The organism is Rhizobium sp. FG96 (genome assembly GCF_057808655.1).
This window is the reverse complement of record NZ_JBMDIL010000001.1, coordinates 231,972-255,736: the sequence shown is the minus strand read 5'-3', so window position 1 is coordinate 255,736 and position 23,765 is coordinate 231,972. Positions and strand designations below refer to the sequence as shown.

The following is a 23,765-nucleotide window of genomic DNA, read 5'->3' as shown; positions in this document are numbered from 1 at the left end:
TGGTCATGGGTGATTTGAAGGACTGGTATCATTCGAAGACGATCTGGGGTGCGCTGATTGCGATTGGCGCTTCGGTTCTGCACGCGGCGGGCATCGATATCGACGCCGGCGACCAGAGCCAGATCGTCGATTCTCTCGTCAATATCGCCGGCGCCATCGGCGGGCTTCTGGCCGTCTATGGACGGCTGACGGCGAGCACGGCGATCCGCTGATCGAGCATTTCGGGAGGGCGGCGGCAGCGATATCAATAGCTTCCGCCGCCTCGTCTTTTGGCTGTGAATATCGTTGCGGCAATACAGTCGAGAATTGTTCTAAACCACCGTCATTACAGTGCATTCATTTGCCATTCAGGTCACGTGAGTACATAGTCGGCCCAGGTTGGAATTACGTTGGAAGCATTGCACATGGCCTCTCCTCTGAGCGTCGTAGCCTTGGCCGCAGGGCTGGCTGTATCGGCGCCCTCACCGGACGACTCGCGCACGCTTGTGGTGCGCGTCGCTGGCGATTGCAGCGCCGCCGCGCAGCAGGTCGTCGAGCAGACGGGCGGCCAGCTTCTTTCCGTGCAGCCTTCGGGCGATTCATGCATCATCACCGTGCTCGTTCAGGGCAATGGCCAACGCCCCCGCAAGGTAACCGTCAAGGTTCCGATGTAGGCGGAATCGGCCTATAACGCACTGACTGAAACAAGGTGAAAGCGGACCGATGCGCATTCTGGTAGTCGAAGACGATGTCAATCTGAACCGTCAGCTGAGCGATACGCTGAAGGAAGCCGGCTATGTCGTCGATCAGGCCTTTGACGGCGAGGAGGGACACTTCCTCGGCGATACCGAGCCCTATGACGCGATCATCCTCGACATCGGCCTCCCTGAGATGGACGGCGTGACCGTATTGGAAAAGTGGCGCGGCGCTGGACGCGGCATGCCGGTGCTGATCCTGACGGCGCGCGACCGCTGGAGCGACAAAGTGGCGGGCATCGATGCCGGCGCCGACGACTACGTGACCAAGCCGTTCCATGTCGAGGAAGTGCTCGCCCGCATCCGCGCGCTGATCCGCCGCGCTGCCGGTCATTCATCCTCAGAGATCGTCTGCGGTCCTGTCAGGCTCGATACCAAGACCTCCAAGGCTGTCGTCAACGGCGTGGCGCTGAAGCTGACCTCGCACGAATATCGGCTGCTTTCCTATCTGATGCATCATATGGGCGAAGTCGTTTCGCGCTCGGAACTCGTCGAGCACATGTACGACCAGGATTTCGACCGTGATTCCAATACGATCGAAGTCTTCGTTGGACGCCTGCGCAAGAAGATGGGCGTCGATCTGATCGAAACGGTGCGCGGTCTCGGATACCGCATTCAAGCGCCGGCCTGATGCGAATAAAATCGCTCACCGCACGCGTTCTACTGCTGACGACCGTATGGTCGACGGTGGCGCTTGTGGTGATCGGTCTGTTGATCTCGACACTCTATCGCCGCAGCGCCGAGCGTGGCTTTCAGGACCTGCTGCGCGCGCAGCTCTATAACGTCATCAATTCCGTCACCATCGGCGACCAGGGCGCGCTGGCCGGCAGCCCGCAGCTCGGCGACCTGCGTTTCGCGCAGCCGCGCACCGGCTGGTACTGGGTGGTGGAGCCGCTCGGGACCTATACGACGGCGCCGCTGGTTTCGCCCTCGCTGGGCTCGGCGACCATTCCCGTTCCCTCCGTTCTCGAAGCGCCCTTCGACAAGAATTACGAACGCTACTACCAGGTGACGGATGCCAGCGGGAACCGGGTGCAGGTGGCCGAGACCGAGGTGGTGCTCGATACCGACGGCCGCGCCGCGCGCGTTCGCGTCACCGGCAATGTCGAGGTCGTCGAATCCGACGTCAGCAACTTTTCCCATAGCCTCTATCTGGCGCTCGCCGGCTTCGGTGTCGGCAGTCTGATCGTCAATGCGCTCGCCATTCTCTTCGGCCTGAAACCGCTCGACAAGGCGCGTGCGGCGCTGGAGCGTATCCGCGCCGGCGAGAGCGAGCAGCTGAAGGGCGATTTCCCGCGCGAGATCCTGCCGCTGGCCAATGAGGTCAATGCCCTGATCGACAGCAACCGCCGCATCGTCGAGCGCGCCCGCATGCAGGTCGGTAATCTGGCGCACTCGCTGAAGACGCCGATCGCCGTGCTCTTGAACGAGGCGCGGGTGCTGGAGCGCTCGCATGGCGAGCTCGTCAAGAACCAGGCGGAAGCGATGCAGGGGCAGGTGCAATCCTATCTCAACCGCGCCCGCATTGCCGCGCAGCGCGAATCCGTGCTTGCTCGCACCGACGCGGAACCGGCGCTGGAACGGCTGGTGCGCGTCATGCGCCGCCTGAACGTCGACAAGGAATTCGAGCTTTCCGTCACGCAACCGCATCTGGCCGTTGCCATGGAACAGCAGGACCTCGAGGAGACGGTCGGCAACCTTCTGGAGAATGCGGCGCGCTTTGCCGTTCACAAGGTCAAGGTGAGCGCATCGGAAGCCGCCGAGGACGTGAAGGGTGCCGAGACCAGCGGCCGCAGGCACTGGGTCGAGCTCATCGTCGAGGACGATGGGCCGGGGCTGGAGCCCGATCAGATCAAGGAAGCGCTGAAGCGCGGCAAGCGTCTCGACGAAAGCAAGCCCGGAACCGGGCTCGGTCTTTCGATCGTCACCGAGATCGCCAATGAATATCAGGGCCGCCTGGAGCTTTCCCGCGGTGCTGCCGGCGGGCTCAAAGCAAAGCTAATTTTGCCCGGTCTCACAAAGGATGTTGCGTGACCAATTGCTTGATGTCACAAAGACATAGGCAGTTGCATAGCATGCTTTGCCTTAAAGCCGACAAGTGCCTGTGCGCATCTGCCGGCATTGATTTGTTTCTTTCTGCTGGTTCGACCGAATGATATCACGCGCGAATGCCATGATCGTTTCCTCGCTTTTCGTTGCCGTTGCCCTGAGCGGCTGCACGACGACGAAGAGCGCCAGCTCGACCGGCGTTTTCTCCCGCAAGCCTTCGGCCTCGGCACAATTCATCACGGCTCTTCAGGGCGGCATTGTCGGCCGCACCGGCATCGAACTCAGCGACAGCGACAAGCAGCGGGCGCTGGAAGCCGAATACCGGGCGCTGGAAGGGGCCGCCGTCGGCCAGCCGGTCGTCTGGAGTGGACGCAATGTCAGCGGCAAGGTTATCGCCGCGGCGCCCTATCAGGTCGGCTCGCAGAACTGCCGCCAGTACACGCACACGCTGACCGTCGACGGCAAGGAGACCGTGGCGCGCGGTTCGGCCTGTCGCAACGATGACGGCAGCTGGTCGCCGCTCGGCTAGGACATTCGGCCCATGCTGGCCTGCAAATGGCGCCTTTCCACGCTTCCGGTGCTCACGTACCTTTAGTACGCTGCGCTCCGGGTCGTGGAAAATCACCATTTTCGGCTCAGCCCGCACCGAATGTCGTGTGTCGTAAGCCGCAGCGAATATTGCGGCGAAACGCCTCAAATCTTCGTCATTCCGGCTTTGCCAGTTGGAATGGCCGCGCGCTTCAAGTATTGGGGCCGTTATGCTTTTCTGGATTCTTGTTGCTGCAATGACGGCGGCTGTGGCCGCGCTGCTGCTTTACCCGCTCCTGCGCGGCGGAAAGACGCTTGATGACACGCGCGCAGGCGAGGCTGCGGTCTATCGCGACCAGCTGCGCGAACTCGACCGCGACCTCTCGGGCGGCCTGATCACCTCCGATGAAGCCGACTATGCGCGCGCCGAGATCGGCCGCCGCTTGATCGCCGTTTCGGCGACGGGTCCTGCCGCCGAGCCGAAGGCGGCGCGCCATCACCGCTTCAGCGAGGCTTTCATCCTGCTACTGCTGCCAGCCATCGGGCTCTGTCTTTACGTTGCGATGGGACGGCCCGGCCTGCCATCGCAACCGCTCCAGGCACGGCTCGAAAATCCCGGCAACGACATGGCGATCCTCGTCTCCAAGGCGGAGCGCCATCTGGCGCTCAACCCGGATGACGGCAAGGGCTGGGACGTGCTGGCGCCGATCTATTTCAATGCGATGCGCATCGCCGATGCCGAGAAGGCCTATCGCAATGCGATCCGCCTGCTTGGACCGAGCGCGATCCGCCTCGACGGCCTGGCGGAGTCGCTGATGGCCGGTTCCAACGGCATGGTGACGCCCGAGGTGCGCCAGACGCTGGAACAGTCGCTGTCGATCGAGCCCGACAATCCGCGCGCAAAATTCTACGTGGCGCTGAGCCTGGAACAGGCCGGACAGACCGGGCAGGCCAAGGCCGCCTTCGAGGCGATCGCCAAGGAATCGCCTGCCGATGCGCCGTGGCTGCCGCTGGTCAACGATCACATTGCCAAGAATGGCGGCGCGCCGATTGCCTCCAACAAGACGCCGGGCGGACCGACGCAGGAAGACGTGGCCGCGGCCCAGAATATGAGCCCGGCGGACCAGCAGCAGATGATCCGCGGCATGGTGGATAGCCTCGACGCCAAGCTGAAGGCCGATCCCAACAATTTCGAGGGCTGGGTGCGGCTCGTCCGCTCTTATGCCGTATTGAACGACAAGGATCGCGCGGCCGACGCGCTGAAACGCGGGCTGGCCGTGTTCCCGGCCGGCGGCGATCAAGGCAAGCAGCTGCTCGCACTGGGGCGCGAGCTGGGTATTGCGATCGAGGGGGTAACGGAATGACGCGCAAGCAGAAGCGCCTGGCGGTAATCGGTGGCGGCATGGGCTTTATCATTGCCGCGGTGCTGCTCGTGATGTTCGCCTTCAGCCAGTCCGTCGCTTATTTCTACATGCCGGCCGATCTTGCCAAGACCCCGGTGGCGCCGGAGACGCGCATCCGTTTGGGCGGTCTCGTCGGCGAGGGCAGCGTCGTGCGCGGTGTCGGCTCGACCGTCGAATTCGCCGTGACCGACGGCGGCGGCCAGCCGGTGAAGGTGAAATATACCGGCATTCTTCCCGATCTCTTCCGCGAGGGGCAGGGCGTGGTGACCGAAGGCAAGTTCGAGGCATCGAGCCACGAATTCATTGCCGATACCGTGCTTGCCAAGCATGATGAGAAATACATGCCGAAGGAAGTGGCCGACCGGCTGAAATCCCAGGGGCTGTGGAAGGAAGGCGAGGGCGCGCAATGATCATCGAGATCGGCCACTACGCACTCGTGCTGGCGCTGGCGACGGCGATCATTCTCTCGGTCGTCCCCGTCATCGGCGCCCGCCGACGCGACCAGGCGATGATGGACGTCGCGCCGCTAGGCTCGATCGTGCTCTTCGGCCTCGTCGCCTTTTCCTTCGGTGTGCTGACCTATGCGCATGTCGTCTCCGACTTCTCGGTCGAGAATGTCTGGGAGAACTCGCACTCGCTGGTGCCGCTGATCTACAAATATTCCGGCGTCTGGGGCAATCACGAGGGATCGATGATGCTCTGGCTGCTGATCCTGGCGCTGTTCAGCGCCATGGTGGCGCTGTTCGGACGCAATCTGCCGGATACGCTGCGGGCCAATGTGCTGGCGGTGCAGGCATGGGTCTCGGTTGCCTTCATCCTCTTCATCCTGCTGACCTCCAACCCCTTCGTGCGCCTCGATCCGGCGCCGGCAGAGGGGCGTGACCTCAATCCGGTATTGCAGGATATCGGCCTCGCCATCCATCCGCCGCTTCTCTATCTCGGCTATGTCGGCTTCTCCGTCTGCTTCTCCTTCGCCGTCGCGGCGCTGATGGAAGGCCGGATCGATGCGGCCTGGGCGCGCTGGGTGCGCCCGTGGACGCTGGCCGCCTGGACCTTCCTGACGCTCGGCATCGCCATGGGCTCCTACTGGGCCTATTACGAGCTCGGTTGGGGCGGCTGGTGGTTCTGGGATCCGGTCGAGAACGCCTCCTTCATGCCCTGGCTCGCGGGCACCGCGCTGCTGCATTCGGCGCTCGTCATGGAAAAGCGCGAGGCGCTGAAGATCTGGACGGTGCTGCTCGCAATCCTGACCTTCTCGCTGTCGCTGATGGGCACCTTCCTGGTGCGCTCCGGCGTGCTGACCTCGGTCCATGCCTTTGCGAGCGACCCGAGCCGCGGCGTCTTCATTCTCTGCATTCTGATGATCTTCATCGGCGGCGCGCTGTCGCTCTTTGCCTTCCGTGCGCCGCTGCTTTCGGCGGGCGGTCTCTTCGCGCCGATTTCGCGCGAGGGCGCGCTGGTGCTGAACAACCTGATCCTGACGGTTGCCTGCGGCACGGTGCTGACGGGCACGCTCTATCCGCTGCTGCTTGAAACGCTGACCGGCGACAAGATCTCCGTCGGCCCGCCCTTCTTCAACATGACCTTCGGGCTGCTGATGATCCCGCTGCTGCTGGTCGTGCCTTTCGGGCCGCTGCTCGCCTGGAAGCGCGGCGACCTGCTCGGCGTGCTGCAGCGGCTCTATGTCGTCGCGGGCCTCGCTTTCGTGGCGGCGCTGGTCTTCTTCTATATCGAGCATGGCGGGCCGGTTCTTTCGGTTCTCGGGCTTGCTGCCGGTCTCTTCCTCGTCTTCGGCGCTGCGGCTGATCTTTGGTATCGCGCCGGCATCGGCAAGGTGGCGACGAATGTCGCCTGGCGGAGATTGACCGGCCTGCCGCGCTCCGCCTTCGGTACCGCGCTCGCGCATGCCGGTCTCGGCGTCACCGTTCTCGGTATCGTCGCGGTCTCGACCTTTGCGACGGAACATGTTCTGGAGATGAAGCCCGGCCAGACCACGGATGCCGGCGGCTACTCGCTGCATTTCGACGGCATGCAGCCGGCGACCGGTCCGAACTACAGGGAAGACCGCGGTCATTTCAGCATCCGCCGCGGCGGTGTCGAAGTCGCCGATGTCTGGTCCGCCAAGCGCGTCTATGTCGCCCAGCAGATGCCGACGACGGAAGCGGGCATCCTGACCTTTGGGCTGAGCCAGCTCTACGTCTCTCTCGGCGACCCGACCAATGACGGTGGCATCGTCGTGCGCATCTGGTGGAAGCCGTTCATTCTCTGCATCTGGGGCGGGGCGTTGATCATGTCGATCGGTGGCTTTGTGTCGCTGAGCGACCGGCGCTTGAGGGTTGGTGCGCCGCGGCGCAAGGCCAAGGCGGCGAAGCCATCGGCTCCGGCGATGGAGCCTGCGGAATGAGACGCTCGTGGTTTCTCCCTTCTCCCCAGCGGGGAGAAGATGCCCGAAGGGCAGATGAGGGGGATAAGCAGCGCAGCTGCGAAGCCTTCGAGCATCAGCGAGAAGCAACCGGCAGCACGCGTGGCCCCCTCATCCGCCCTGGCGGGCACCTTCTCCCCGAGGGGAGAAGGGGATTGTGGCGCTCGCTGCGGCTCCTGCTCGTACTTGCCGCTTTCCTCTCGCCACTCCCCGCCTTCGCCGTAAACCCCGACGAAGTGCTCCCCGACCCGGCGATGGAAAGCCGGGCGCGGACGTTGTCGGCGGAGTTGCGGTGCATGGTGTGCCAGAACCAGTCGATCGACGATTCCAATGCGGATCTCGCAAAGGATCTGCGTCTGCTGGTGCGCGAGCGCATCAAGGATGGCGACAGCGACGAGCAGGTGTTGAACTATATCGTCTCGCGCTATGGCGAGTTCGTGCTGTTGAAGCCGCGCTTCAGTATCCGCACGGTGATGCTCTGGGGCGCGCCCATCGTGCTGATCCTGGCAGGTGGCATTTCGCTCATCGTCTTCGCACGCCGCCGGACCGGCAAACCGACCGGCAGCCGTCTTACGGCAGAGGAACAGGCCAAGCTCGACGAGTTGATGCGGACTGACCGCCAGGCCTGAGTCCTGCGGAAATCCGGCCCGTTGCGTGCGTTGCAGCCGAAAGCTGTAGCGCTCTCAACATTACAAATTTTTCATTGCCCAGACAGTTCGCAGTAAGGTCTCGCATCCTATATCTTCCTTCATCAGCCGATCCCGACCGGGGGCCGGACCGACTAAATGAAGAAGAGAAGGTGCCTATAATGTTCAAGACTCCCTCCCTTGCCACTGCGCTCAAGGCTTCGACCGTCGCAGGTCTCGCAGCCGCCGTGCTTGCCACTGGCGTGCCGCTTGAGATCACCCGTTCCTATGCCGAAGCCGTCAATGTTCAGGCGCCGCAGGTTCCGAGCTTTGCCAATGTCGTCGACGCCGTTTCGCCGGCCGTCGTTTCCGTCCGCGTCGAATCCCGCATCAAGCCGGCTTCCGACGACGGCAACGGTTTCTCCTTCGATTTCAACGGCCGCGGTTTTGACGACCTGCCGGACGATCACCCGCTGAAGCGCTTCTTCAAGCAGTTCGGCGAGCAGGGTCCGAACGGCGGTGACGGCCAGGATGGCCAGCAGCGTCCGCCGCGCCACTTCGGCGATCGCGGTCCGGGTGGCCCCGGCGGTCCTGGCGGCCCCGGCCGTCTGCGTCCCGTTGCCCAGGGCTCCGGCTTCTTCATCTCCGAAGACGGCTATATCGTCACCAACAACCACGTCGTTTCCGACGGTTCGGCTTTCGTTGCTGTCATGAACGACGGCACCGAGCTTGACGCCAAACTGATCGGCAAGGATCCGCGCACCGACCTCGCCGTGCTCAAGGTCGACGGCAAGGGCAAGAAGTTCACCTACGTCAACTGGGCCGACGACAACAATGTCCGCGTCGGCGACTGGGTTGTCGCAGTCGGCAATCCGTTCGGCCTCGGCGGCACGGTGACCGCGGGTATCGTCTCGGCCCGCGGCCGCGACATCGGCTCCGGCCCGTATGATGACTACCTGCAGGTGGATGCTGCCGTGAACCGCGGCAATTCCGGTGGCCCGACTTTCAACCTCAACGGCCAGGTCGTTGGCATCAACACCGCGATCTTCTCCCCGTCGGGCGGCAGCGTCGGCATCGCCTTCGCCATTCCCGCCTCGACCGCCAAGGACGTGGTTGCCGACCTGATGAAGGACGGTACGGTGTCGCGCGGTTACCTCGGCGTGCAGATTCAGCCGGTGACCAAGGACATCGCCGACTCTCTCGGCCTTTCCGAAGCCAATGGCGCGCTCGTCGTTTCCGCTCAGGACGGCACGCCCGGCCAGAAGGCCGGCATGAAGGCTGGTGACGTCGTGACTGCCGTCAATGGCGAGCCGGTCAAGGATGCCCGCGATCTCAGCCGCCGCATCGGTGCGATGCAGCCCGGCAAGAAGGTCGAAGTGTCGATCTGGCGCGATGGCAAGGCGCAGTCGCTCAACGTCGAGCTCGGCACGCTGCCGGCAGACCAGAAGGACGCTTCCAACGACGACAGCGACCAGCAGCAGGAGCCGCAGGCACCGGCTTCCGAGAAGGCGCTTGCCGATCTCGGTCTGACGGTCGGCCCGGCCGATGACGGCAAGGGCCTGGCGATCACCGGTATCGACCCGAATTCCGACGCTGCCGACAAGGGCATCAAGGAAGGCGAGACGATCACCTCGGTCAACAACCAGCAGGTTTCGAGCGCTGACGATGTCGTCAAGGTTCTGAACCAGGCGAAGAAGGACGGCCGCACCCGGGCGCTCTTCCAGATCCAGTCGAAGGACGGCAGCCGTTTCGTCGCCCTTCCGATCAACAGCCAAGGCTGATCCCCCACAGCCTTGACCGGCGCATCCCCATGATGCGCCAGAGAAGGGGAGCCGCGCTTCCAGCCCAGCGCGGCTCCCTTCCGTTCCATCCACAGGTGCCGCGATGACCCAAGCGCAACAGGAAGACGTATTGAGCCTTGCCGAAACAAAACCGGCAGGTAATGTCAGCCGCATGAAGATTCTCATCATCGAGGATGACCTCGAAGCTGCGGTATACCTGACGAAAGCCTTTCGCGAGGCCGGGATCGTCGTCGATCACGCAAGTGATGGCGAGAGCGGTCTCTTCATGGGCTCGGAAAATACCTACGACGTCATCGTCATCGACCGCATGCTGCCGCGCCGCGACGGCCTTTCCGTCATCAGCGAGCTGCGCCGCAAGGGCGTTCATACACCCGTTCTCATTCTTTCGGCTCTCGGCCAGGTCGACGACCGCGTGACCGGCCTTCGCGCCGGCGGCGACGACTATCTGCCGAAGCCCTATGCCTTCAGCGAGCTGCTCGCCCGCGTCGAGGTTCTCGGCCGCCGCAAGGGCACGCCGGAGCAGGACGTCGTCTACCGCGTCGGCGATCTCGAGCTCGACCGGCTTTCCCATGAAGTGCGCCGCGGCGGCAAGGAAATCCCGCTGCAGCCGCGCGAATTCCGTCTTCTCGAATATCTGATGAAGAATGCCGGTCAGGTCGTGACCCGCACCATGCTTCTCGAGAATGTCTGGGATTACCATTTCGATCCGCAGACCAACGTCATCGACGTGCACGTTTCGCGCCTGCGCTCGAAGATCGAGAAGGACTTCAGCCAGCCGCTGCTGAAGACGATCCGCGGGGCGGGTTACATGATCAAGGATGAGGGATGAACCGTTTCTGGTTTCTCTTCCGATCTACCGCAGTCCGCCTTTCGGCCCTTTACATCCTGCTCTTCGCCATCTGCGCCGCGACGCTCGTCATCTATGTGACGGCGATGTCGCAGCGTCTGCTGACGGGGCAGATCCGCGAGGCCGTGCAGCAGGAAGTCGATCAGGTCAAACGCGCTTATGACACCGGCGGCATCAACGCGCTCTTGCGCTCAATGGAGCGCCGCTCCCGCCAGCCGGGCGCCAATCTCTACATCATCGCCGGCCCTTCTGGCGACATCCTGGCGGGTAACGTAGCCTCGGTGCAGCCCGGTGTCTTCGAGGAGACGGGCTGGACCTCGGTTCCCTTCTTCTACCAGCGCTATGCCGAAAGCGGTCTCGACCGCCGGCATATGGCGATCGCCAATATTTTCGTGCTCGACAATGGCTTGCGCATTCTCGTCGGGCGCGACCTCGGCGAACCCGAGCGCTTCCGCGTGCTGGTGCGCCAGGCGCTGATGGTGGCGCTGGCGATCATGGGGCTCGGCGCGCTGATCATCTGGTTCGGCATTGGCCGCAACGCGCTGAAACGCATCGACCGCATGTCGGCGGCGAGCAAGAAGATCATGGCCGGCGACCTCTCGCAGCGCCTGCCGGTCGCTGGCTCCGGCGACGAATTCGACCGCCTCTCGGTGTCGCTGAACACCATGCTGGAGCGTATCGAGAAGCTGAACGAGGGCCTGCGGCAGGTCTCTGACAACATCGCCCACGACCTGAAGACCCCACTGACGCGGCTGCGCAACAAGGCGGCCGACGCGGTGGATACCGATGACGGCGAGCAGCGCCGCGTGGCGCTCGAAGGGATCATTTCGGAATCCGACCAACTGATCCGGACGTTCAACGCGCTGCTGATGATCTCGCGCGTCGAGGCGGGATCGGTGGCTGCCGAGATGTCGACGGTGGAGATTTCGGCGATCGTTGCTGACAGCGCCGAGCTTTACGAGCCGGTGGCCGACGATGCCGGGCTGACGCTGACCTCGGATATCGAGCCTGGAATTTCGGTGCAGGGTAACCGCGAGCTCATCGGCCAGGCGCTGTTCAACCTGATCGACAATGCCATCAAATATTCCGTCGATTGCGACGGCCACGGCCAGATCGCCATCAAGCTGGCGCGTCGGCAGGACGCCATTTGCCTCTCGGTGGCCGACAGTGGCGCCGGTGTGCCCGCGGACAAGCGCGAGGCGGTCATCAAGCGTTTCGTGCGGCTGGACGAGAGCCGGTCGAAGCCGGGGACCGGGCTTGGCCTGTCGCTGGTCGAGGCCGTCATGGAACTGCATGGCGGCACACTCGAGCTTTCTGACACCTATCCCGACAAGGAAGAAGGGCGTGGCCTGACGGTGACCATGCATTTTCCGGTCAAGGCCGCCTGAGTTTCGAGCACTGAAAGACGGTATTGGCTCCCGGCGTTTGCCGCTCTAGGTTAAGCGCATGCGAGACAACGCGAATCCGGCGCGTTGCGGCAGGGAGGCGGGATGCTGAAGAAGTCGACACATCTCTTGAAGGACGCTGGCGAGGTGGCGCTGAAGCCGCTGAACCAGGCCGAATTGAAGCTGGCACTGAGCGATCTCGCGGAGATCGGCCGCGAAGAGCCCGCCGTTGCCGCGATGGTGAAATCCGGTGGGCCGCTGCTCGATTTCATCGCCGCCGCCTTCACCCTGTCTCCCTATCTGCGCGAGGTCGCCAATATCGACAATGCCGTGCTGGCAGCGGCGATCTCGGCGCCGCTGGAGCCTGAGATCGAAGGGCTGATCGAGGAGGCGCGCGCCTGCTGGAAGCCTGTCGACGGCGCGTTGCCGGCCGAGTCAGCGGTCATGGCGAGGCTGCGGCAGATCAAGCGCAAGGTCGCCTTCCTGATTGCGCTTGCCGATCTCGCCCGGATCTTCGACGGCCGCCAGACGACCGGCTGGCTGAGCGCGCTCGCCGAGGCCTCGGTTGCCGCTGCGATCGACCATCTGCTGATGTCGGCGCATGAAGCCGGCAAGCTGGTGCTGAAGGACGTCGCCAAGCCGAGCGAGGGCTCCGGCCTGATCGTACTCGGCATGGGCAAGCTCGGTGCTTCCGAACTTAATTACTCCTCCGACATCGATCTGGTCGTCTTCTTCGACGAACAGGCGGGCATCGTGCCCGATCCTGATGATGCGATCGAGATCTATCCGCGGCTGATGCGCCGGCTGGTGCGCATCCTGCAGGAGCGGACGGCTGACGGCTATGTGTTTCGCACCGATCTGCGCCTGCGTCCCGATCCCGGCTCGACGCCACTGGCGATCTCGGTCGATGCGGCGATGATCTACTATGAGGGCAGGGGACAGAACTGGGAGCGGGCGGCCTTCATCAAGGCGAAACCGGTTGCCGGCGATCTCGCTGCCGGTGAGGATTTTCTTCGCGGTCTCGTGCCCTTCGTCTTCCGCAAATATCTCGACTATGCGGCGATCGCCGATATCCATTCGATCAAGCGGCAGATCCACGCCCATAAGGGGCACGGGGCGATCGCGGTGAAGGGGCACAACGTCAAGCTCGGCCGCGGAGGCATCCGCGAGATCGAGTTCTTCGCGCAGACGCAGCAGCTGATCGCTGGGGGGCGGATGCCCGTGCTTCGCAGCCGCGGCACCGAGGAGACGCTTGCCGAGCTCACAAAGGCGAAATGGATCGATGCCGAGACGCGCGACGAACTGACGGATGCCTACTGGTTCCTACGCGATGTCGAGCACCGCATCCAGATGGTGCGTGACGAGCAGACTCATCTGTTGCCGGAGACCGAGGCCGACCTGAAACGCATTGCTTTCATGATGGGCTTCGGCGACACGCCGAGCTTCTCCGAGAAGCTGGTGGAGGTGCTCAGGACGGTGGAGCGGCGCTATGCGCGGCTCTTCGAACAGGAAAACAAGCTTTCGACCGATACCGGTAATCTTGTCTTCACCGGCCAGAACGACGACCCTGACACGCTGGAGACGCTGAAACGTCTCGGCTTCGAGCGCCCGTCCGACATTTCCCGCATCATCCGCACCTGGCACTATGGCCGATACCGGGCCACGCAATCGGTGGAGGCGCGCGAACGGCTGACGGAGCTGACGCCGGAGCTCCTGCGTGTCTTCGGCGAGAGCAAGCGGGCCGATGAGGCGTTGCTGCGCTTCGACAGCTTCATCTCCGGCCTGCCTTCGGGCATCCAGCTGTTCTCGCTGCTCGGCAGCAATCCGGCGCTCCTGTCGCTGATCGTCAACATCATGTCCTCGGCGCCGAAACTGGCGGAGGTCATTGCCGCCAAGCCGCATGTCTTCGACGGCATGCTCGATCCCGGCCTGATGGCGGAACTGCCGACGCGCGACTATCTCGGCGAGCGTCTCAAGGCATCGCTGGTGCAGGCGCGTTACTACGAGGAGCTTCTCGACCGGCTGCGCATCTTCGCCGCCGAGCAGCGTTTCCTGATCGGCATCCGGCTGCTGACCGGGGCGATCAACGGAGCCATGGCGGCGCGCGCCTTTACCCATCTTGCCGATCTGATCATCGAAGCGGCGCTGGACGGCGTGCTGAAGGAGATCGAGGCGGCGCATGGCCGTTTCCCGGGTGGCAGGGTTGCGGTTGCCGGCATGGGCAAGCTCGGCAGTTTCGAGCTGACGGCCGGCTCCGATATCGATCTCATCCTGCTTTACGATTACGACGATACGGCTGCCGAATCCGACGGCGAGAAGCCGCTCGATGCGCTGCGCTATTTCACCCGTATCACCCAGCGCCTGATCGCCGCTTTCTCGGCGCCGACGGCGGAAGGCATTCTCTACGAAGTCGACATGCGGCTTCGCCCCTCCGGCAACAAGGGGCCGGTGGCGACGCGCATCAACTCCTTCGAGAAGTATCAGCGTGAGGAAGCCTGGACCTGGGAGCATATGGCGCTCAGCCGCGCCCGGCTGATCTGCGGCGATGCGAGCCTAACGGAAGCTGCAGAGCGGATCATTTCCGATGTCTTGTCTGCCAAGCGCGATACGGCCAAGGTCGCCCGCGATGTCGCCGAGATGCGCGATCTCATCGACAAGGAAAAGGCGCCGGAGAGCGGCTGGGATCTGAAGCTGATCCCCGGCGGCGTCATCGATATCGAGTTCATCGCGCAGTATCTGGCGCTGGTGGCGCCGGCCAAGGCCTCGGTGGTGAAGGTCAACGGGTTGAATACCGGCGAGGCGCTGAAGGCGCTCGGCGGCAAGCTGATGGCGCCTGCCGATCTCGACACCTGCCTCGAGGCGTTCAATCTCTATACGGAGCTGTCGCAGCTGATCCGGCTCTGCATCGATGGTCTGTTCGATCCGAAGGAGGCGCCGTCTGGCCTCGTCGAGCTCGTCTGCCGCGCCGGCGATTGCCCTGATATCAAGACGCTGGAAGGCGAAGTGAAACGGCTGTCGAAGGCTGTGCGGAAGATCTTTCAGGTAACCGTTAAAGCATAGCGGGCAGCATCCGGGATGCGGAAGGTGACGGCGGTGCCGACGCCTTCGCGGGAGCGGATGCGCATGTTGCCGCCATGCAGCGAGGTGAGCGAGCGCGAGATTGCCAGGCCAAGACCCGAGCCGCCCTTGCTCTTGGCATACTGGCTCTGGACCTGCTCGAAAGGCTGGCCGATCTTGGTCAGCGCCTTGCGCGGGATGCCGATGCCGGTATCGGCGATGGTGACGATCAGGCCTTTGGCGTCGCGGCGGGTGCGAAGCGCGATGCGGCCGCCATCATTGGTGAACTTCACGGCATTGGAGAGCAGGTTCAGCAGGATCTGCTTCATGGCGCGGCGGTCTGCGGTCAGCGTCATGCCCTCGCAGAGGCGCTGCTCGATGACGATGTTCTTCTCGGCAGCCGGAATGGCGGTGAAGCGCAGGCTCTCTTCGATGAGCGGGGCGAGATCGACGGTTTCGCGATGCAGCTTCATGTGACCGGCTTCGATCTTCGACATGTCGAGAATGTCGGTGATGACGTTGAGCAGGTGCTGGCCGCTATCGTGGATATCGCGGGCATATTCGTCGTATTTCAGCGAGCCGAGCGGGCCGAACATCTGGTTCTGCAGGATTTCCGAGAAACCGAGGATGGCGTTGAGCGGCGTGCGCAGCTCATGCGACATGTTGGCGAGGAATTCCGACTTCGCCTTGTTGGCGGCTTCGGCGCGTTCCTTCTCGACGAGATAATTGGCGTTGGCGACCGACAGCTCGGCCTTCTGGTGTTCGAGCGTCTGGCGCGATGCCTTGAGGTCGCCGATGGTCGCGACGTGGCGGCGCTCGGAGTCGCGCAGGCGCTCCTGGTTGCGCTTCAAAAGCGTGATGTCGGTACCGACCGAGACCATGCCGCCATCGCGGGTGCGGCGCTCGTTGATCTGTAGCCAGCGCTCGTCGGCGAGCTGGACTTCGGCGGTGCGCGAGTGGCCGGCGCCGTTCGGATCGACCATGCGGCGCTCGATGACCGGGCGGGCGGCTGCTGCATTGACGACGCTGCGCTCTGTGCCGGGAACCAGCACGCTGTCAGGGAGGCCGTAAGCCTGCTGGAAATGGACGTTGCACATGACCAGACGGTCGTTCTTGTCCCAGAGCACGAAGGCTTCGGAGGTGCACTCGATCGCGTCTGCGAGGCGCTGGTCGGCTTCGGCATAGCGCTGAGCCAGCCGGTGCTGCTCGGTCACGTCCATGGCGATGCCGATCATGTGCATGCGGCCGGAATTGCTGCGGATCATCTGGGCGCGGGCGCGCATCCAGACATAGTGACCGGCGGCATGGCGCATGCGGAAAATCTGGTCGACCTGGCCGGAAGTGCCCTTGGCGATCGAGCGGGCGATCTCGTGCAGGCCGCCATCTTCAGGATGCATCAGGCGGGCGGCCTCGTTGAAGGACATGGTCTTGTCGGAAGCGGGCAGGCCGAGCATGTCGTACATCGAGCGCGACCAGAAGAATTCGCGGTTCTCGAAATCGAAATCCCAGAGGCCGCAGCGGCCGCGCGACAGTGCGGTTTCGACGCGCTGGTTGGATTCGACGAAAATGTCGTCGGCATCACGGGCGCGGCGGACCTGCACGTAATAGGCGTAGAGGATGACGAGCAGGATCGAGGAAATGCCCGCAAACAGCGTGACGTTGAGCGTCAGCTCCTCGCGCCACAGCTTGCCGATCTGATCGAGCGAGGTGGCGGCGACGATATAGCCGCCCGCACCGCCGACAAGGCTGATCTCGGCATAATGGGGATCGCCGCTGATCGTCGTTTCGATGACGCCGGCGCGGTCTCCGAAGCGGCGGATGGCGGAGACTTCGGGGAAGAAGTCGGCGACGTTGGAGCCGACATAGGAGACGCCCGCAGCCGATGCGGCAAAGACCTTGCCGCTCGCCTGAACGAGGAGAATGAACGAGCCACTGTCGAGCCGGTCCTGCGGCAGGAACTTCGAAAGGCGGGCCTGCGCCTCGGCGGCGTTGCCGGCCTCGAAGAGCTGACCGGCATCGGTGAAGACGGCGGCGGCCGCAGCAGCAGAGAGCGACGTTGCGTGGCGGGCGGCTGCGCCCATCCGCGAATATTCCGACATCATCCCGAAGATGTGCGAGGCGGCAACGACGGAGAGAAAGGCGATAATCAGCGCCGGGATGGCGCGCTTGAGGATGGTTTCGACCTGCGGAAGACGCGGAGCGCCGGAGCGGCTGGCAGCCGGACGGCTGCTCTGAGTGGCCCGAGACCAACCCCGCAACGCCCCGAAATCAACACGCAGCCGTCCCTCGGCCGCAGTTGCCCGCCGCACGTTCATCATCGCTATAACCTTGATCCCTCGTGTGATTCGCAGCGCCGCCGCTCGAACCTGACCCAATGAATCACTCCTGATTCGCCGTGTCCAGAGGCAAAGGTAAAAATCTGTTAACTATTTATAAGTGCTGATTTTTTGAGGATTCCGAAAAGGCTCCGCCGATAGCGGCGAAGCCTTTTGCTCGCAAATCACCCCTTGAGCGTACGCTCGACGATGTCGCGCACGTCGGTCGAGAGACCGGGCGCCCGTTCGATTTCCATCAGGGCCGCGCGGGCGAAATCGGCACGCGCCGGCTCCAGGGAGCGCCACGACCGCATCGATGTCAGGATACGCGCTGCGAGCTGCGGGTTGCGCTGGTCGATGTCGAGGATCTCGCGGGCCAGGAAGCGGTAGCCTTCGCCATCGGCGCGGCCGAAGCCGGTCGGGTTGGTGAAGGCGAAGGTGCCGATCAGCGAGCGCACGCGGTTCGGATTGGTGCGCTTGAAAAGCGGGCTGTCCATCAGCTTCTTGACGCGGTCGAGCGTGCCGGCACCCGGGATCGTTGCCTGCACCGAGAACCACTTGTCGACGACGAGGGCGTTTTCGGAGAAGCGGTCGCGGAAGGCGGTCAGCGCGCTGATCGCTTCGGCGCTGTCGGGGAAGCGGTGCGCCAGCAGCGTCAGGGCATGCAGAAGCTCGGTCATGTTGTTGGCGGCGTCGAAGGCGGCCTTGGCACGAACCGGCGTGTTCTCCGCATAGGAGAGATAGGTGAGGGCGGCGTTGCGCAGCGCGCGGCGGCCGGCGCTCTTGGCATCCGGGCTGAAGGCGCCCGGTGTCGTCATCGTTTCGAACAGCGTGGCGAAGATGGCAGCACCCTGATCGGCGATCTGCTTCATCACCGCCTGGCGGCCGGCATGGATCGCGTCGGGATCATTGTTGCCGCCGAGTTCGCGGGCGATATCGGCTTCGCTCGGAAGCGCCAGCGCCTGGGCGCGGAAGGCGGGCTCCAGCGCGTCGTCGGAGGCGGCTGCAAGCAGCGTGTCGACGAAGGTCTGTTCGCAGGCGACCGCCTTGCCATCACGCGCATCGCGGGCGGCCTTGAGAAGGTTCGGCAGCGCCAGATCGGTCAGCGCCTGCCAGCGGGCGAAATGATCGGTCTCGTGGCGGGCAAGCAGCGCGAGATCGGCCGGTGCCTGATCGAAATGCAGGTTGATCGGCGCCGAGAAGCTGCGGTTGATCGAGACGACGGGGCGCGAGGCGATGCCGTGGAAGACGGCGGTCTGCGTGCGGCCGGTCAGGTGCAGGACCTCATCGGCATATTCCGCACCATCGACCGACTTCGGCTTGATCGCCTTGCCGCTTTCGGCAAACAGCGCCAGGCTGAGCGGGATATGCATCGGCTTCTTGTCGGCCTGGCCGGGTGTGGCCGGAACCATCTGCTCGAGCTGCAGCGTGAAGGTCTTGGCCTTGGCATCATAGGTGCCGGACGCGGTGACCAGCGGCGTGCCAGCCTGATGGTACCAGAGCGAGAACTGCGAGAGATCGCGGCCGCTCGCTTCCTCGAAGCACTGGACGAAATCCTCGATCGTGACGGCCTGGCCGTCATGGCGATCGAAATAGAGGTCCATGCCCTTTTTGAACGCCTTCTTGCCGAGCAGCGTCGCGATCATGCGCGTCACTTCGCTGCCCTTCTCATAGACCGTCGTCGTGTAGAAGTTGTTGATTTCGCGATACTTTGTCGGGCGTACCGGATGGGCGAGCGGGCCGCCATCCTCCGGGAACTGCTCGGACTTAAGGTGGCGGACTTCGGCAATGCGCTTGACCGGGCGCGAGCGCTGGTCCGACGAGAACTCGTGGTCGCGATAAACCGTCAGACCTTCCTTCAGGCAGAGCTGGAACCAGTCGCGGCAGGTGATGCGGTTGCCGGTCCAGTTATGGAAATATTCATGCGCGATGATCGCCTCGATATTGGCGTAGTCGGCATCGGTCGCGGTCTCAGGATCGGCTAGGACGTATTTGTCGTTGAAGACGTTGAGGCCCTTGTTCTCCATCGCGCCCATGTTGAAATCGGAGACGGCGACGACCATGAAGATGTCGAGGTCGTATTCGCGGCCGAAGACCTCTTCGTCCCACTTCATCGAGCGCTTCAGGGCGTCCATGGCGTAGGCAGCGCGGGGCTCCTTGCCGTGCTCGACATAGATCTTCAGCGCCACTTCGCGGCCGCTCATCGTCGTGAACGTGTCTTCGATGACGCCGAGGTCGCCGGCGACCAGCGCAAAGAGGTAGCTCGGCTTCGGATGCGGATCGAACCAGGCGGCGAAATGCTTACCTTCGCCGTAACCGGCGCCGCCGAGGAAGTTGCCGTTGGAGAGCAGCAGCGGGTTCTGCGCCTTGTCGGCGATGATGTTGACCGTATAGGGCGCCAGAACGTCAGGACGGTCGGGGAAATAGGTGATGCGGCGGAAGCCCTCGGCCTCGCACTGCGTGCAGTAGATGCCGCCGGTGCGGTAGAGGCCCATCAGCTGGGTATTCTCGGAAGGATTGATGATCGTGGTGATCGTCAGTTCGAACGGTTCGCTCGCAGGGAGATCGCGGACCGTCAGACTGTCGGCCGTCGCGGTATATTGCTCCGCCGGCATTTCCATCTGATCGAACAGCAGGCTGGACAGGGAAAGCTCGTCGCCATCGAGGATCAGCGGCGTCTTCGGATCGACACCTTCGCGGCGATGGAAGATCAGCCGCGCCTCGACCTTCGTTTCCGTCGGGTCAAGCTCGAAGGTCAGGTCCACGCGCTCAAGGACGAAATCGGTGGGCCGGTAGTCTGCCAGATTAATGACCTGGCCTGTGTCTGTACGCATAAGTGTTCCCTGAAGACCTTTATCGATATGACCGAGACAGGGACGGAATCCCCGCCGTAAATTTTGGGGGCGATGATTACATTAAAGTCTGAACTAAACTTAAAGCAAAGACCATTGATCTTTCTTTTCCGCATGACGTGCGGACTTTTCCTGGCACGTCCGCAAAATTCGCTTTTCTTCGGAAATTTTTCCCAACGCCTGATCTCTTTGGTTACGATGGTGCTGCACTTCGATGTGCCGCCGAGTCGGCGGCCTCCTCCCGCAAGCGAGCATTGGAAGACATGGAATCGGTACTGAGAAACCCGATGAGGGGGATCCTGATGAAGGTCTCGTCGGTGGTCGTGTTCCTGGGCATGCAGACCTTCATCAAGCTTGCGGGAACTGATGTCGCTGCGGGGCAGGTCACGTTCTACCGTTCCTTCTTCGCGCTCTTTCCGATCATGGCCTATCTCGCCTATCGCGGGCAGCTGAAGGCAGCCTTCTACACCGCCAATCCTATCGGCCATGTGAAGCGCGGCACGATCGGCATCGTTTCGATGGGTTTCGGCTTTTACGGCCTGATGCATCTGTCGCTGCCCGAGGCGATCGCGCTCGGCTATGCGACGCCGCTGATCGCCGTCATCTTCGCCGCCGTCTTCCTACGCGAGCGCGTGCGGCTCTATCGCTGGAGCGCGGTGTTCTTCGGCATCGTCGGTGTGGCGATCGTCTCCTGGCCGAAGCTGACGCTGTTTCGCGCCGGCGGCATCGAGGCAGAGCAGGCGCTCGGCGCCATCTGCGTGCTGATGTCGGCAGTGCTGGCCGGCATGGCGATGATCCAGGTGCGCAAGCTTGTGGAAGAGGAGAGGACGGCGACGATCGTACTCTACTTCTCGATGATCGCTTCGCTCTGCTCGCTGCTGACGCTGCCTTTCGGCTGGTATTCGCTCGACCTGGAGACGACGCTCTATCTCATCGTCGCCGGTTTTTGCGGCGGGGTGGCGCAGATCCTGCTGACCGAGAGCTATCGCCACGCCGATGTCTCCACCGTTGCCCCGTTCGAATACACATCGATCCTGCTTGGTGGCGTGATCGGCTATGTCGTCTTCGGCGATGTGCCAGGTGGGCACATGATGGTCGGTACGGCGATCGTCGTTGCCGCTGGTATCTACATCATCCACCGCGAGCACCAGCTCGGTCTGGAACGGCGCAACGCCCAGCGCGCCGGCGGCGGCTAGGCTTTCCGGTTGTTTTCGCTGTCGATTCGCGCTTTTGGCGGGAATGTACTGGCGAAATCTTGGGATACACATGACCCGCTGAATATGGTTGATGAAACTGACGAAGTTTCATTTATTCAAAGCCTTGCATATGCGAATGGCCACTGACGCCGGACGGAAATGTCCCTGAAGTGGTAGCTCCGGAAGCTGGCTTGCGAGCGGGGGCGCTTATGGCATTTTCGGCGGACGAACTGGCTCAGCATCCGAACTTCCTCGCCGCTATCCGCCTGCTCGCAGGCAACATGCGCGGCATGTTCGACGCTGCCCCGCGCCTGGCGCGGCTGCTTGCCTCCCACCAGCGCTGGCTCCTGACGCAGACGGCCTACGGTCTGAGCCTGCGGCATGACCCATCCGATCCGTCATCCGGCTTTACCGCCGTGGCGCTGACCGGGTGCATCACCGAGCACAGGGTCGCCAGCCGCAACACCGTTCTCAATTTCATCGAAGAGCTGATCACCTACCGCTTCATCGCCCATACGCCGGGCGAAGAGCGGCGCCGTCCCCGGCATTTCGAGCCTGCCGATGTCAGCCATCAGGCGATGGCGGGGTGGTTTCTCTCGAACCTTGCAGCACTCGACGTTCTCGATGGCGGCAACCGCGCCGCCTGTTTCCAGGCGAACCCGGAATTGATCCGCATCGCCCAGCCGATGGTTGCCGAAAACTGCCTGAAGGATGCCCGCTGGCGCGAGCCGCCGGAGCAGGTGGCACTCTTCATGTGGACCGAAGCCGGCGGCCTCGTCGTCGATCACCTTGTTTCGAAGATCGATCTGGAGACCTGCGAAGGCGAGCGCTATGACGCCGGCCGTATCGAGACGCGCAATCTGGCGGGCGATTTCATGATGTCGCGCACGCATCTGCAACGGCTGTTCGCCAAGGCGGTACAGACGGGATGCCTCGGCTGGTATGACGAGCCGAAGAAGACCCAGCTTTGGATTTCGGGCGCATTCCTGAGGGAATATTGCGGCTGGCAGGCGATCAAGTTCGCCTATATCGACCAGGCATTCGAAGCCGCCAAGATGCAGATCGAGCGCGATCCGGTCAGGTTTGCGGTCTGCGCTTAGAGCGCGATCGCCGCGACGTCGGTCGCCTTGCGGTCCGTCTGCGTCGAGCAGAGCTCGCGCTCATATTCCTTCGCAGCACAGACGGCAGCACGGATATGCTCGATCGTTTCGATATTGCGCAGAAGCGAGATGATGACGGCAGACATGTTTTACTCCATCCGCGCGCCCGGCTGGGCGGCGCGGTTACTCAATATTCCTGGAAATCGGCGAAGATCGCGGCCGGACGCGTCGTGCGGCCGGTGATGCCGGTGCCGCGGGCGATCATCTGTTCGTTGGTCGCGAAGCCGAGACGGCTGTAGCCTTGCGTCGTGCGAACCGCGTCGCTCGCGAGGCGGAGGGTTTCAAACCCGCAGTGTATAGGACGAAAACGTGTGTTCATTGCCTTGGTTCCTGTCAGATTCCTCCCAAGACACGAGTATATATTGCAGCGCAGCATCGATTCTGCAATGCACCTAAATGAGACGCAGCCATGCATAAAGCGCATGGGTCGTTTCATAAAATCTTTAAGATTGGCTATTTTGTAATCAGATCGAGATCGCGCAGTCTCTGCTGAAACGCTAAAAGATCGTTCCAGGCCAAGCGCTTATTGACCGGCGCGGTCAACAGATCCTGCGGATGCAATGTGGCGATTGCCGGAATCGTAAGCCCGCCGGCGCCGATCTCCTTCCACTGGCCGCGCAGACCATGGATCGTATCCGTTTCCCCGAAAAAGACGCGCGCCGCGAAATTTCCAAACAGCAGGATGGCTTTCGGCTCTGCAAGCGCGATCTGCCGTTCGATGAAGGGGCGGCAGATATCCATCTCGGCGGGCGACGGCACGCGGTTGCCCGGCGGGCGCCAGGGAATGACCTGCGTCAGCAGGATGCCGGAACGGTCGAGGCCGATCGCAGCCAGCATCTTGTCGAGAAGGGCGCCCGGGCGTCCCGCAAAGGGTTGCCCCTCGCGGTCGTCTTCGGCGCTCGGCGCCGAGCCGATCACCATGATGCCGCTCGCCGCATCGCCCGTCGCAAAGATCGTCGAGCGGGCGCTGTGTTTCAGATTGCAGCCGTTGAAGGCTTCGAGCGCGGTCTTCAATTCCGCAAGCGAGCGGGCGCTCTCGGCGGCAAAGCGCGCCTGCTGGACGGCTTCGCCATCGGGAATGGCGGGTTGCGGGCGGGCTGCCGGAGCGCTGGCGGCAGCCGGTGCCTGGCGCTGGGGCGCCGCGGCGCGGCTCTGCTGCTGCGTGTTTTGTTGCGGAGCCTGCTGAGGTGGCGCCGCGCGGCGCGCCGCCTTCATCGCCTCGAATTCGGCAAAGCGATCAACCGCCTCTTCCTCCAGCAGCCACTCGACGCCCGCATCTGCATGGAAATGCAAAAGCGCGGCAAGTTCGGCCGGGGAGAGGTCGTTGGCGGAGATCATGCGGCAACCTTAACGGACGAGCGGCGGCAATGAAAGTGCAGCCGCCCGCCT

General features: G+C 63.2%; 20 protein-coding genes. 15 read left to right on the top strand and 5 right to left on the bottom strand.

The annotated features are described in order from the left end of the window. Nucleotides 1-5 precede the first annotated feature (5 nt). The 13 genes from ACODR6_RS01300 to ACODR6_RS01240 all read left to right on the top strand — a co-directional run bounded on the left by ACODR6_RS01300 (nt 6) and on the right by ACODR6_RS01240 (nt 14,856). On the top strand, nt 6-212 hold the full coding sequence (locus ACODR6_RS01300; RefSeq protein WP_025555384.1) for a hypothetical protein: 207 nt from the start codon (nt 6-8) through the stop codon (nt 210-212). A 192-nt stretch (nt 213-404) separates the two neighbouring features. Beyond that, nucleotides 405-653, top strand: a complete 249-nt coding sequence (locus ACODR6_RS01295) for a hypothetical protein (RefSeq protein ID WP_025555383.1) — start codon at nt 405-407, stop codon at nt 651-653. Nucleotides 654-702: 49 nt separating this feature from the next. Further along, the gene (locus tag ACODR6_RS01290) at nt 703-1,365 is read left to right on the top strand and encodes a response regulator transcription factor (protein ID WP_025555382.1); all 663 of its coding nucleotides are present in this window, start codon (nt 703-705) and stop codon (nt 1,363-1,365) included. Beyond that, on the top strand, nt 1,365-2,768 hold the full coding sequence (locus tag ACODR6_RS01285; protein ID WP_025555381.1) for an ATP-binding protein: 1,404 nt from the start codon (nt 1,365-1,367) through the stop codon (nt 2,766-2,768). Before ACODR6_RS01290 ends, ACODR6_RS01285 begins: the two co-directional genes overlap by 1 nt. A 118-nt stretch (nt 2,769-2,886) precedes the next feature. Further along, nucleotides 2,887-3,312: an RT0821/Lpp0805 family surface protein gene (locus ACODR6_RS01280; protein ID WP_025555380.1), complete on the top strand. Its 426-nt coding sequence runs from the start codon at nt 2,887-2,889 to the stop codon at nt 3,310-3,312. Between the two features lie 229 nt (nt 3,313-3,541). Then, nucleotides 3,542-4,675 carry a c-type cytochrome biogenesis protein CcmI gene (gene ccmI, locus ACODR6_RS01275; protein WP_489020192.1) on the top strand — a complete coding sequence of 378 codons (1,134 nt, stop codon included), beginning with the start codon at nt 3,542-3,544 and terminating at the stop codon, nt 4,673-4,675. After that, on the top strand, nt 4,672-5,124 hold the full coding sequence (gene ccmE, locus ACODR6_RS01270; protein WP_025555378.1) for a cytochrome c maturation protein CcmE: 453 nt from the start codon (nt 4,672-4,674) through the stop codon (nt 5,122-5,124). Before ccmI ends, ccmE begins: the two co-directional genes overlap by 4 nt. Then, complete coding sequence (locus ACODR6_RS01265) at nt 5,121-7,118, top strand: heme lyase CcmF/NrfE family subunit (RefSeq protein WP_489020190.1); 1,998 nt, start codon at nt 5,121-5,123, stop codon at nt 7,116-7,118. Before ccmE ends, ACODR6_RS01265 begins: the two co-directional genes overlap by 4 nt. Nucleotides 7,119-7,291: 173 nt before the next feature. After that, nucleotides 7,292-7,765 (top strand): cytochrome c-type biogenesis protein, encoded by a 474-nt coding sequence (locus ACODR6_RS01260; protein ID WP_489020188.1) that lies wholly within the window; start codon nt 7,292-7,294, stop codon nt 7,763-7,765. A gap of 179 nt (nt 7,766-7,944) precedes the next feature. Continuing rightward, nucleotides 7,945-9,543, top strand: coding sequence for a Do family serine endopeptidase (locus ACODR6_RS01255; RefSeq protein WP_130278639.1), 1,599 nt, complete (start codon nt 7,945-7,947; stop codon nt 9,541-9,543). Between the two features lie 103 nt (nt 9,544-9,646). After that, on the top strand, nt 9,647-10,393 hold the full coding sequence (locus ACODR6_RS01250; protein ID WP_281438209.1) for a response regulator transcription factor: 747 nt from the start codon (nt 9,647-9,649) through the stop codon (nt 10,391-10,393). Next, nucleotides 10,390-11,799: a sensor histidine kinase gene (locus tag ACODR6_RS01245; RefSeq protein ID WP_489020186.1), complete on the top strand. Its 1,410-nt coding sequence runs from the start codon at nt 10,390-10,392 to the stop codon at nt 11,797-11,799. Before ACODR6_RS01250 ends, ACODR6_RS01245 begins: the two co-directional genes overlap by 4 nt. Before the next feature lie 102 nt (nt 11,800-11,901). Continuing rightward, nucleotides 11,902-14,856, top strand: a complete 2,955-nt coding sequence (locus ACODR6_RS01240; protein WP_489020184.1) for a bifunctional [glutamine synthetase] adenylyltransferase/[glutamine synthetase]-adenylyl-L-tyrosine phosphorylase — start codon at nt 11,902-11,904, stop codon at nt 14,854-14,856. Here the strand turns inward: ACODR6_RS01240 and ACODR6_RS01235 are convergent. Both ACODR6_RS01235 and pepN read right to left on the bottom strand, forming a co-directional pair. Further along, nucleotides 14,835-17,171 (bottom strand): PAS domain-containing sensor histidine kinase, encoded by a 2,337-nt coding sequence (locus ACODR6_RS01235; protein WP_489020182.1) that lies wholly within the window; start codon nt 17,169-17,171, stop codon nt 14,835-14,837. The genes ACODR6_RS01240 and ACODR6_RS01235 overlap by 22 nt on opposite strands. A 182-nt stretch (nt 17,172-17,353) precedes the next feature. Then, nucleotides 17,354-20,002, bottom strand: coding sequence for an aminopeptidase N (gene pepN / locus ACODR6_RS01230; RefSeq protein ID WP_489020180.1), 2,649 nt, complete (start codon nt 20,000-20,002; stop codon nt 17,354-17,356). Between the two features lie 281 nt (nt 20,003-20,283). On the opposite strand from pepN, the gene ACODR6_RS01225 reads away from it, so the two are divergent. Both ACODR6_RS01225 and ACODR6_RS01220 read left to right on the top strand, forming a co-directional pair. Further along, entirely contained in the window at nt 20,284-21,216 is a 933-nt protein-coding gene (locus ACODR6_RS01225) for a DMT family transporter (RefSeq protein WP_489020178.1), read from the top strand. Between the two features lie 209 nt (nt 21,217-21,425). Next, nucleotides 21,426-22,316 (top strand): hypothetical protein, encoded by an 891-nt coding sequence (locus tag ACODR6_RS01220; protein ID WP_207225137.1) that lies wholly within the window; start codon nt 21,426-21,428, stop codon nt 22,314-22,316. Here the strand turns inward: ACODR6_RS01220 and ACODR6_RS01215 are convergent. From ACODR6_RS01215 to ACODR6_RS01205, 3 genes are all read right to left on the bottom strand, one after another. Continuing rightward, the gene (locus ACODR6_RS01215; protein WP_165402614.1) at nt 22,313-22,462 is read right to left on the bottom strand and encodes a hypothetical protein; all 150 of its coding nucleotides are present in this window, start codon (nt 22,460-22,462) and stop codon (nt 22,313-22,315) included. The genes ACODR6_RS01220 and ACODR6_RS01215 overlap by 4 nt on opposite strands. 41 nt (nt 22,463-22,503) lie before the next feature. Then, nucleotides 22,504-22,695: a hypothetical protein gene (locus tag ACODR6_RS01210; RefSeq protein WP_130278633.1), complete on the bottom strand. Its 192-nt coding sequence runs from the start codon at nt 22,693-22,695 to the stop codon at nt 22,504-22,506. 134 nt (nt 22,696-22,829) lie between these two features. Next, a complete protein-coding gene (locus ACODR6_RS01205; RefSeq protein ID WP_489020175.1) occupies nt 22,830-23,714 on the bottom strand; it encodes a uracil-DNA glycosylase in 885 nt (294 codons plus the stop codon). Between the last annotated feature and the right edge of the window lie 51 nt (nt 23,715-23,765).

What these genes read in the sequence shown, in the direction of transcription:
- ACODR6_RS01300 (WP_025555384.1), top strand. Translation starts at nt 6, where the DNA reads ATGGGTGATTTGAAGGACTGGTATCATTCGAAGACGATCTGGGGTGCG.
- ACODR6_RS01295 (WP_025555383.1), top strand. Translation starts at nt 405, where the DNA reads ATGGCCTCTCCTCTGAGCGTCGTAGCCTTGGCCGCAGGGCTGGCTGTA.
- ACODR6_RS01290 (WP_025555382.1), top strand. Translation starts at nt 703, where the DNA reads ATGCGCATTCTGGTAGTCGAAGACGATGTCAATCTGAACCGTCAGCTG.
- ACODR6_RS01285 (WP_025555381.1), top strand. Translation starts at nt 1,365, where the DNA reads ATGCGAATAAAATCGCTCACCGCACGCGTTCTACTGCTGACGACCGTA.
- ACODR6_RS01280 (WP_025555380.1), top strand. Translation starts at nt 2,887, where the DNA reads ATGATATCACGCGCGAATGCCATGATCGTTTCCTCGCTTTTCGTTGCC.
- ccmI (WP_489020192.1), top strand. Translation starts at nt 3,542, where the DNA reads ATGCTTTTCTGGATTCTTGTTGCTGCAATGACGGCGGCTGTGGCCGCG.
- ccmE (WP_025555378.1), top strand. Translation starts at nt 4,672, where the DNA reads ATGACGCGCAAGCAGAAGCGCCTGGCGGTAATCGGTGGCGGCATGGGC.
- ACODR6_RS01265 (WP_489020190.1), top strand. Translation starts at nt 5,121, where the DNA reads ATGATCATCGAGATCGGCCACTACGCACTCGTGCTGGCGCTGGCGACG.
- ACODR6_RS01255 (WP_130278639.1), top strand. Translation starts at nt 7,945, where the DNA reads ATGTTCAAGACTCCCTCCCTTGCCACTGCGCTCAAGGCTTCGACCGTC.
- ACODR6_RS01250 (WP_281438209.1), top strand. Translation starts at nt 9,647, where the DNA reads ATGACCCAAGCGCAACAGGAAGACGTATTGAGCCTTGCCGAAACAAAA.
- ACODR6_RS01245 (WP_489020186.1), top strand. Translation starts at nt 10,390, where the DNA reads ATGAACCGTTTCTGGTTTCTCTTCCGATCTACCGCAGTCCGCCTTTCG.
- ACODR6_RS01240 (WP_489020184.1), top strand. Translation starts at nt 11,902, where the DNA reads ATGCTGAAGAAGTCGACACATCTCTTGAAGGACGCTGGCGAGGTGGCG.
- ACODR6_RS01235 (WP_489020182.1), bottom strand. Translation starts at nt 17,171, where the DNA reads ATGATGAACGTGCGGCGGGCAACTGCGGCCGAGGGACGGCTGCGTGTT.
- pepN (WP_489020180.1), bottom strand. Translation starts at nt 20,002, where the DNA reads ATGCGTACAGACACAGGCCAGGTCATTAATCTGGCAGACTACCGGCCC.
- ACODR6_RS01225 (WP_489020178.1), top strand. Translation starts at nt 20,284, where the DNA reads ATGGAATCGGTACTGAGAAACCCGATGAGGGGGATCCTGATGAAGGTC.
- ACODR6_RS01220 (WP_207225137.1), top strand. Translation starts at nt 21,426, where the DNA reads ATGGCATTTTCGGCGGACGAACTGGCTCAGCATCCGAACTTCCTCGCC.
- ACODR6_RS01215 (WP_165402614.1), bottom strand. Translation starts at nt 22,462, where the DNA reads ATGTCTGCCGTCATCATCTCGCTTCTGCGCAATATCGAAACGATCGAG.
- ACODR6_RS01210 (WP_130278633.1), bottom strand. Translation starts at nt 22,695, where the DNA reads ATGAACACACGTTTTCGTCCTATACACTGCGGGTTTGAAACCCTCCGC.
- ACODR6_RS01205 (WP_489020175.1), bottom strand. Translation starts at nt 23,714, where the DNA reads ATGATCTCCGCCAACGACCTCTCCCCGGCCGAACTTGCCGCGCTTTTG.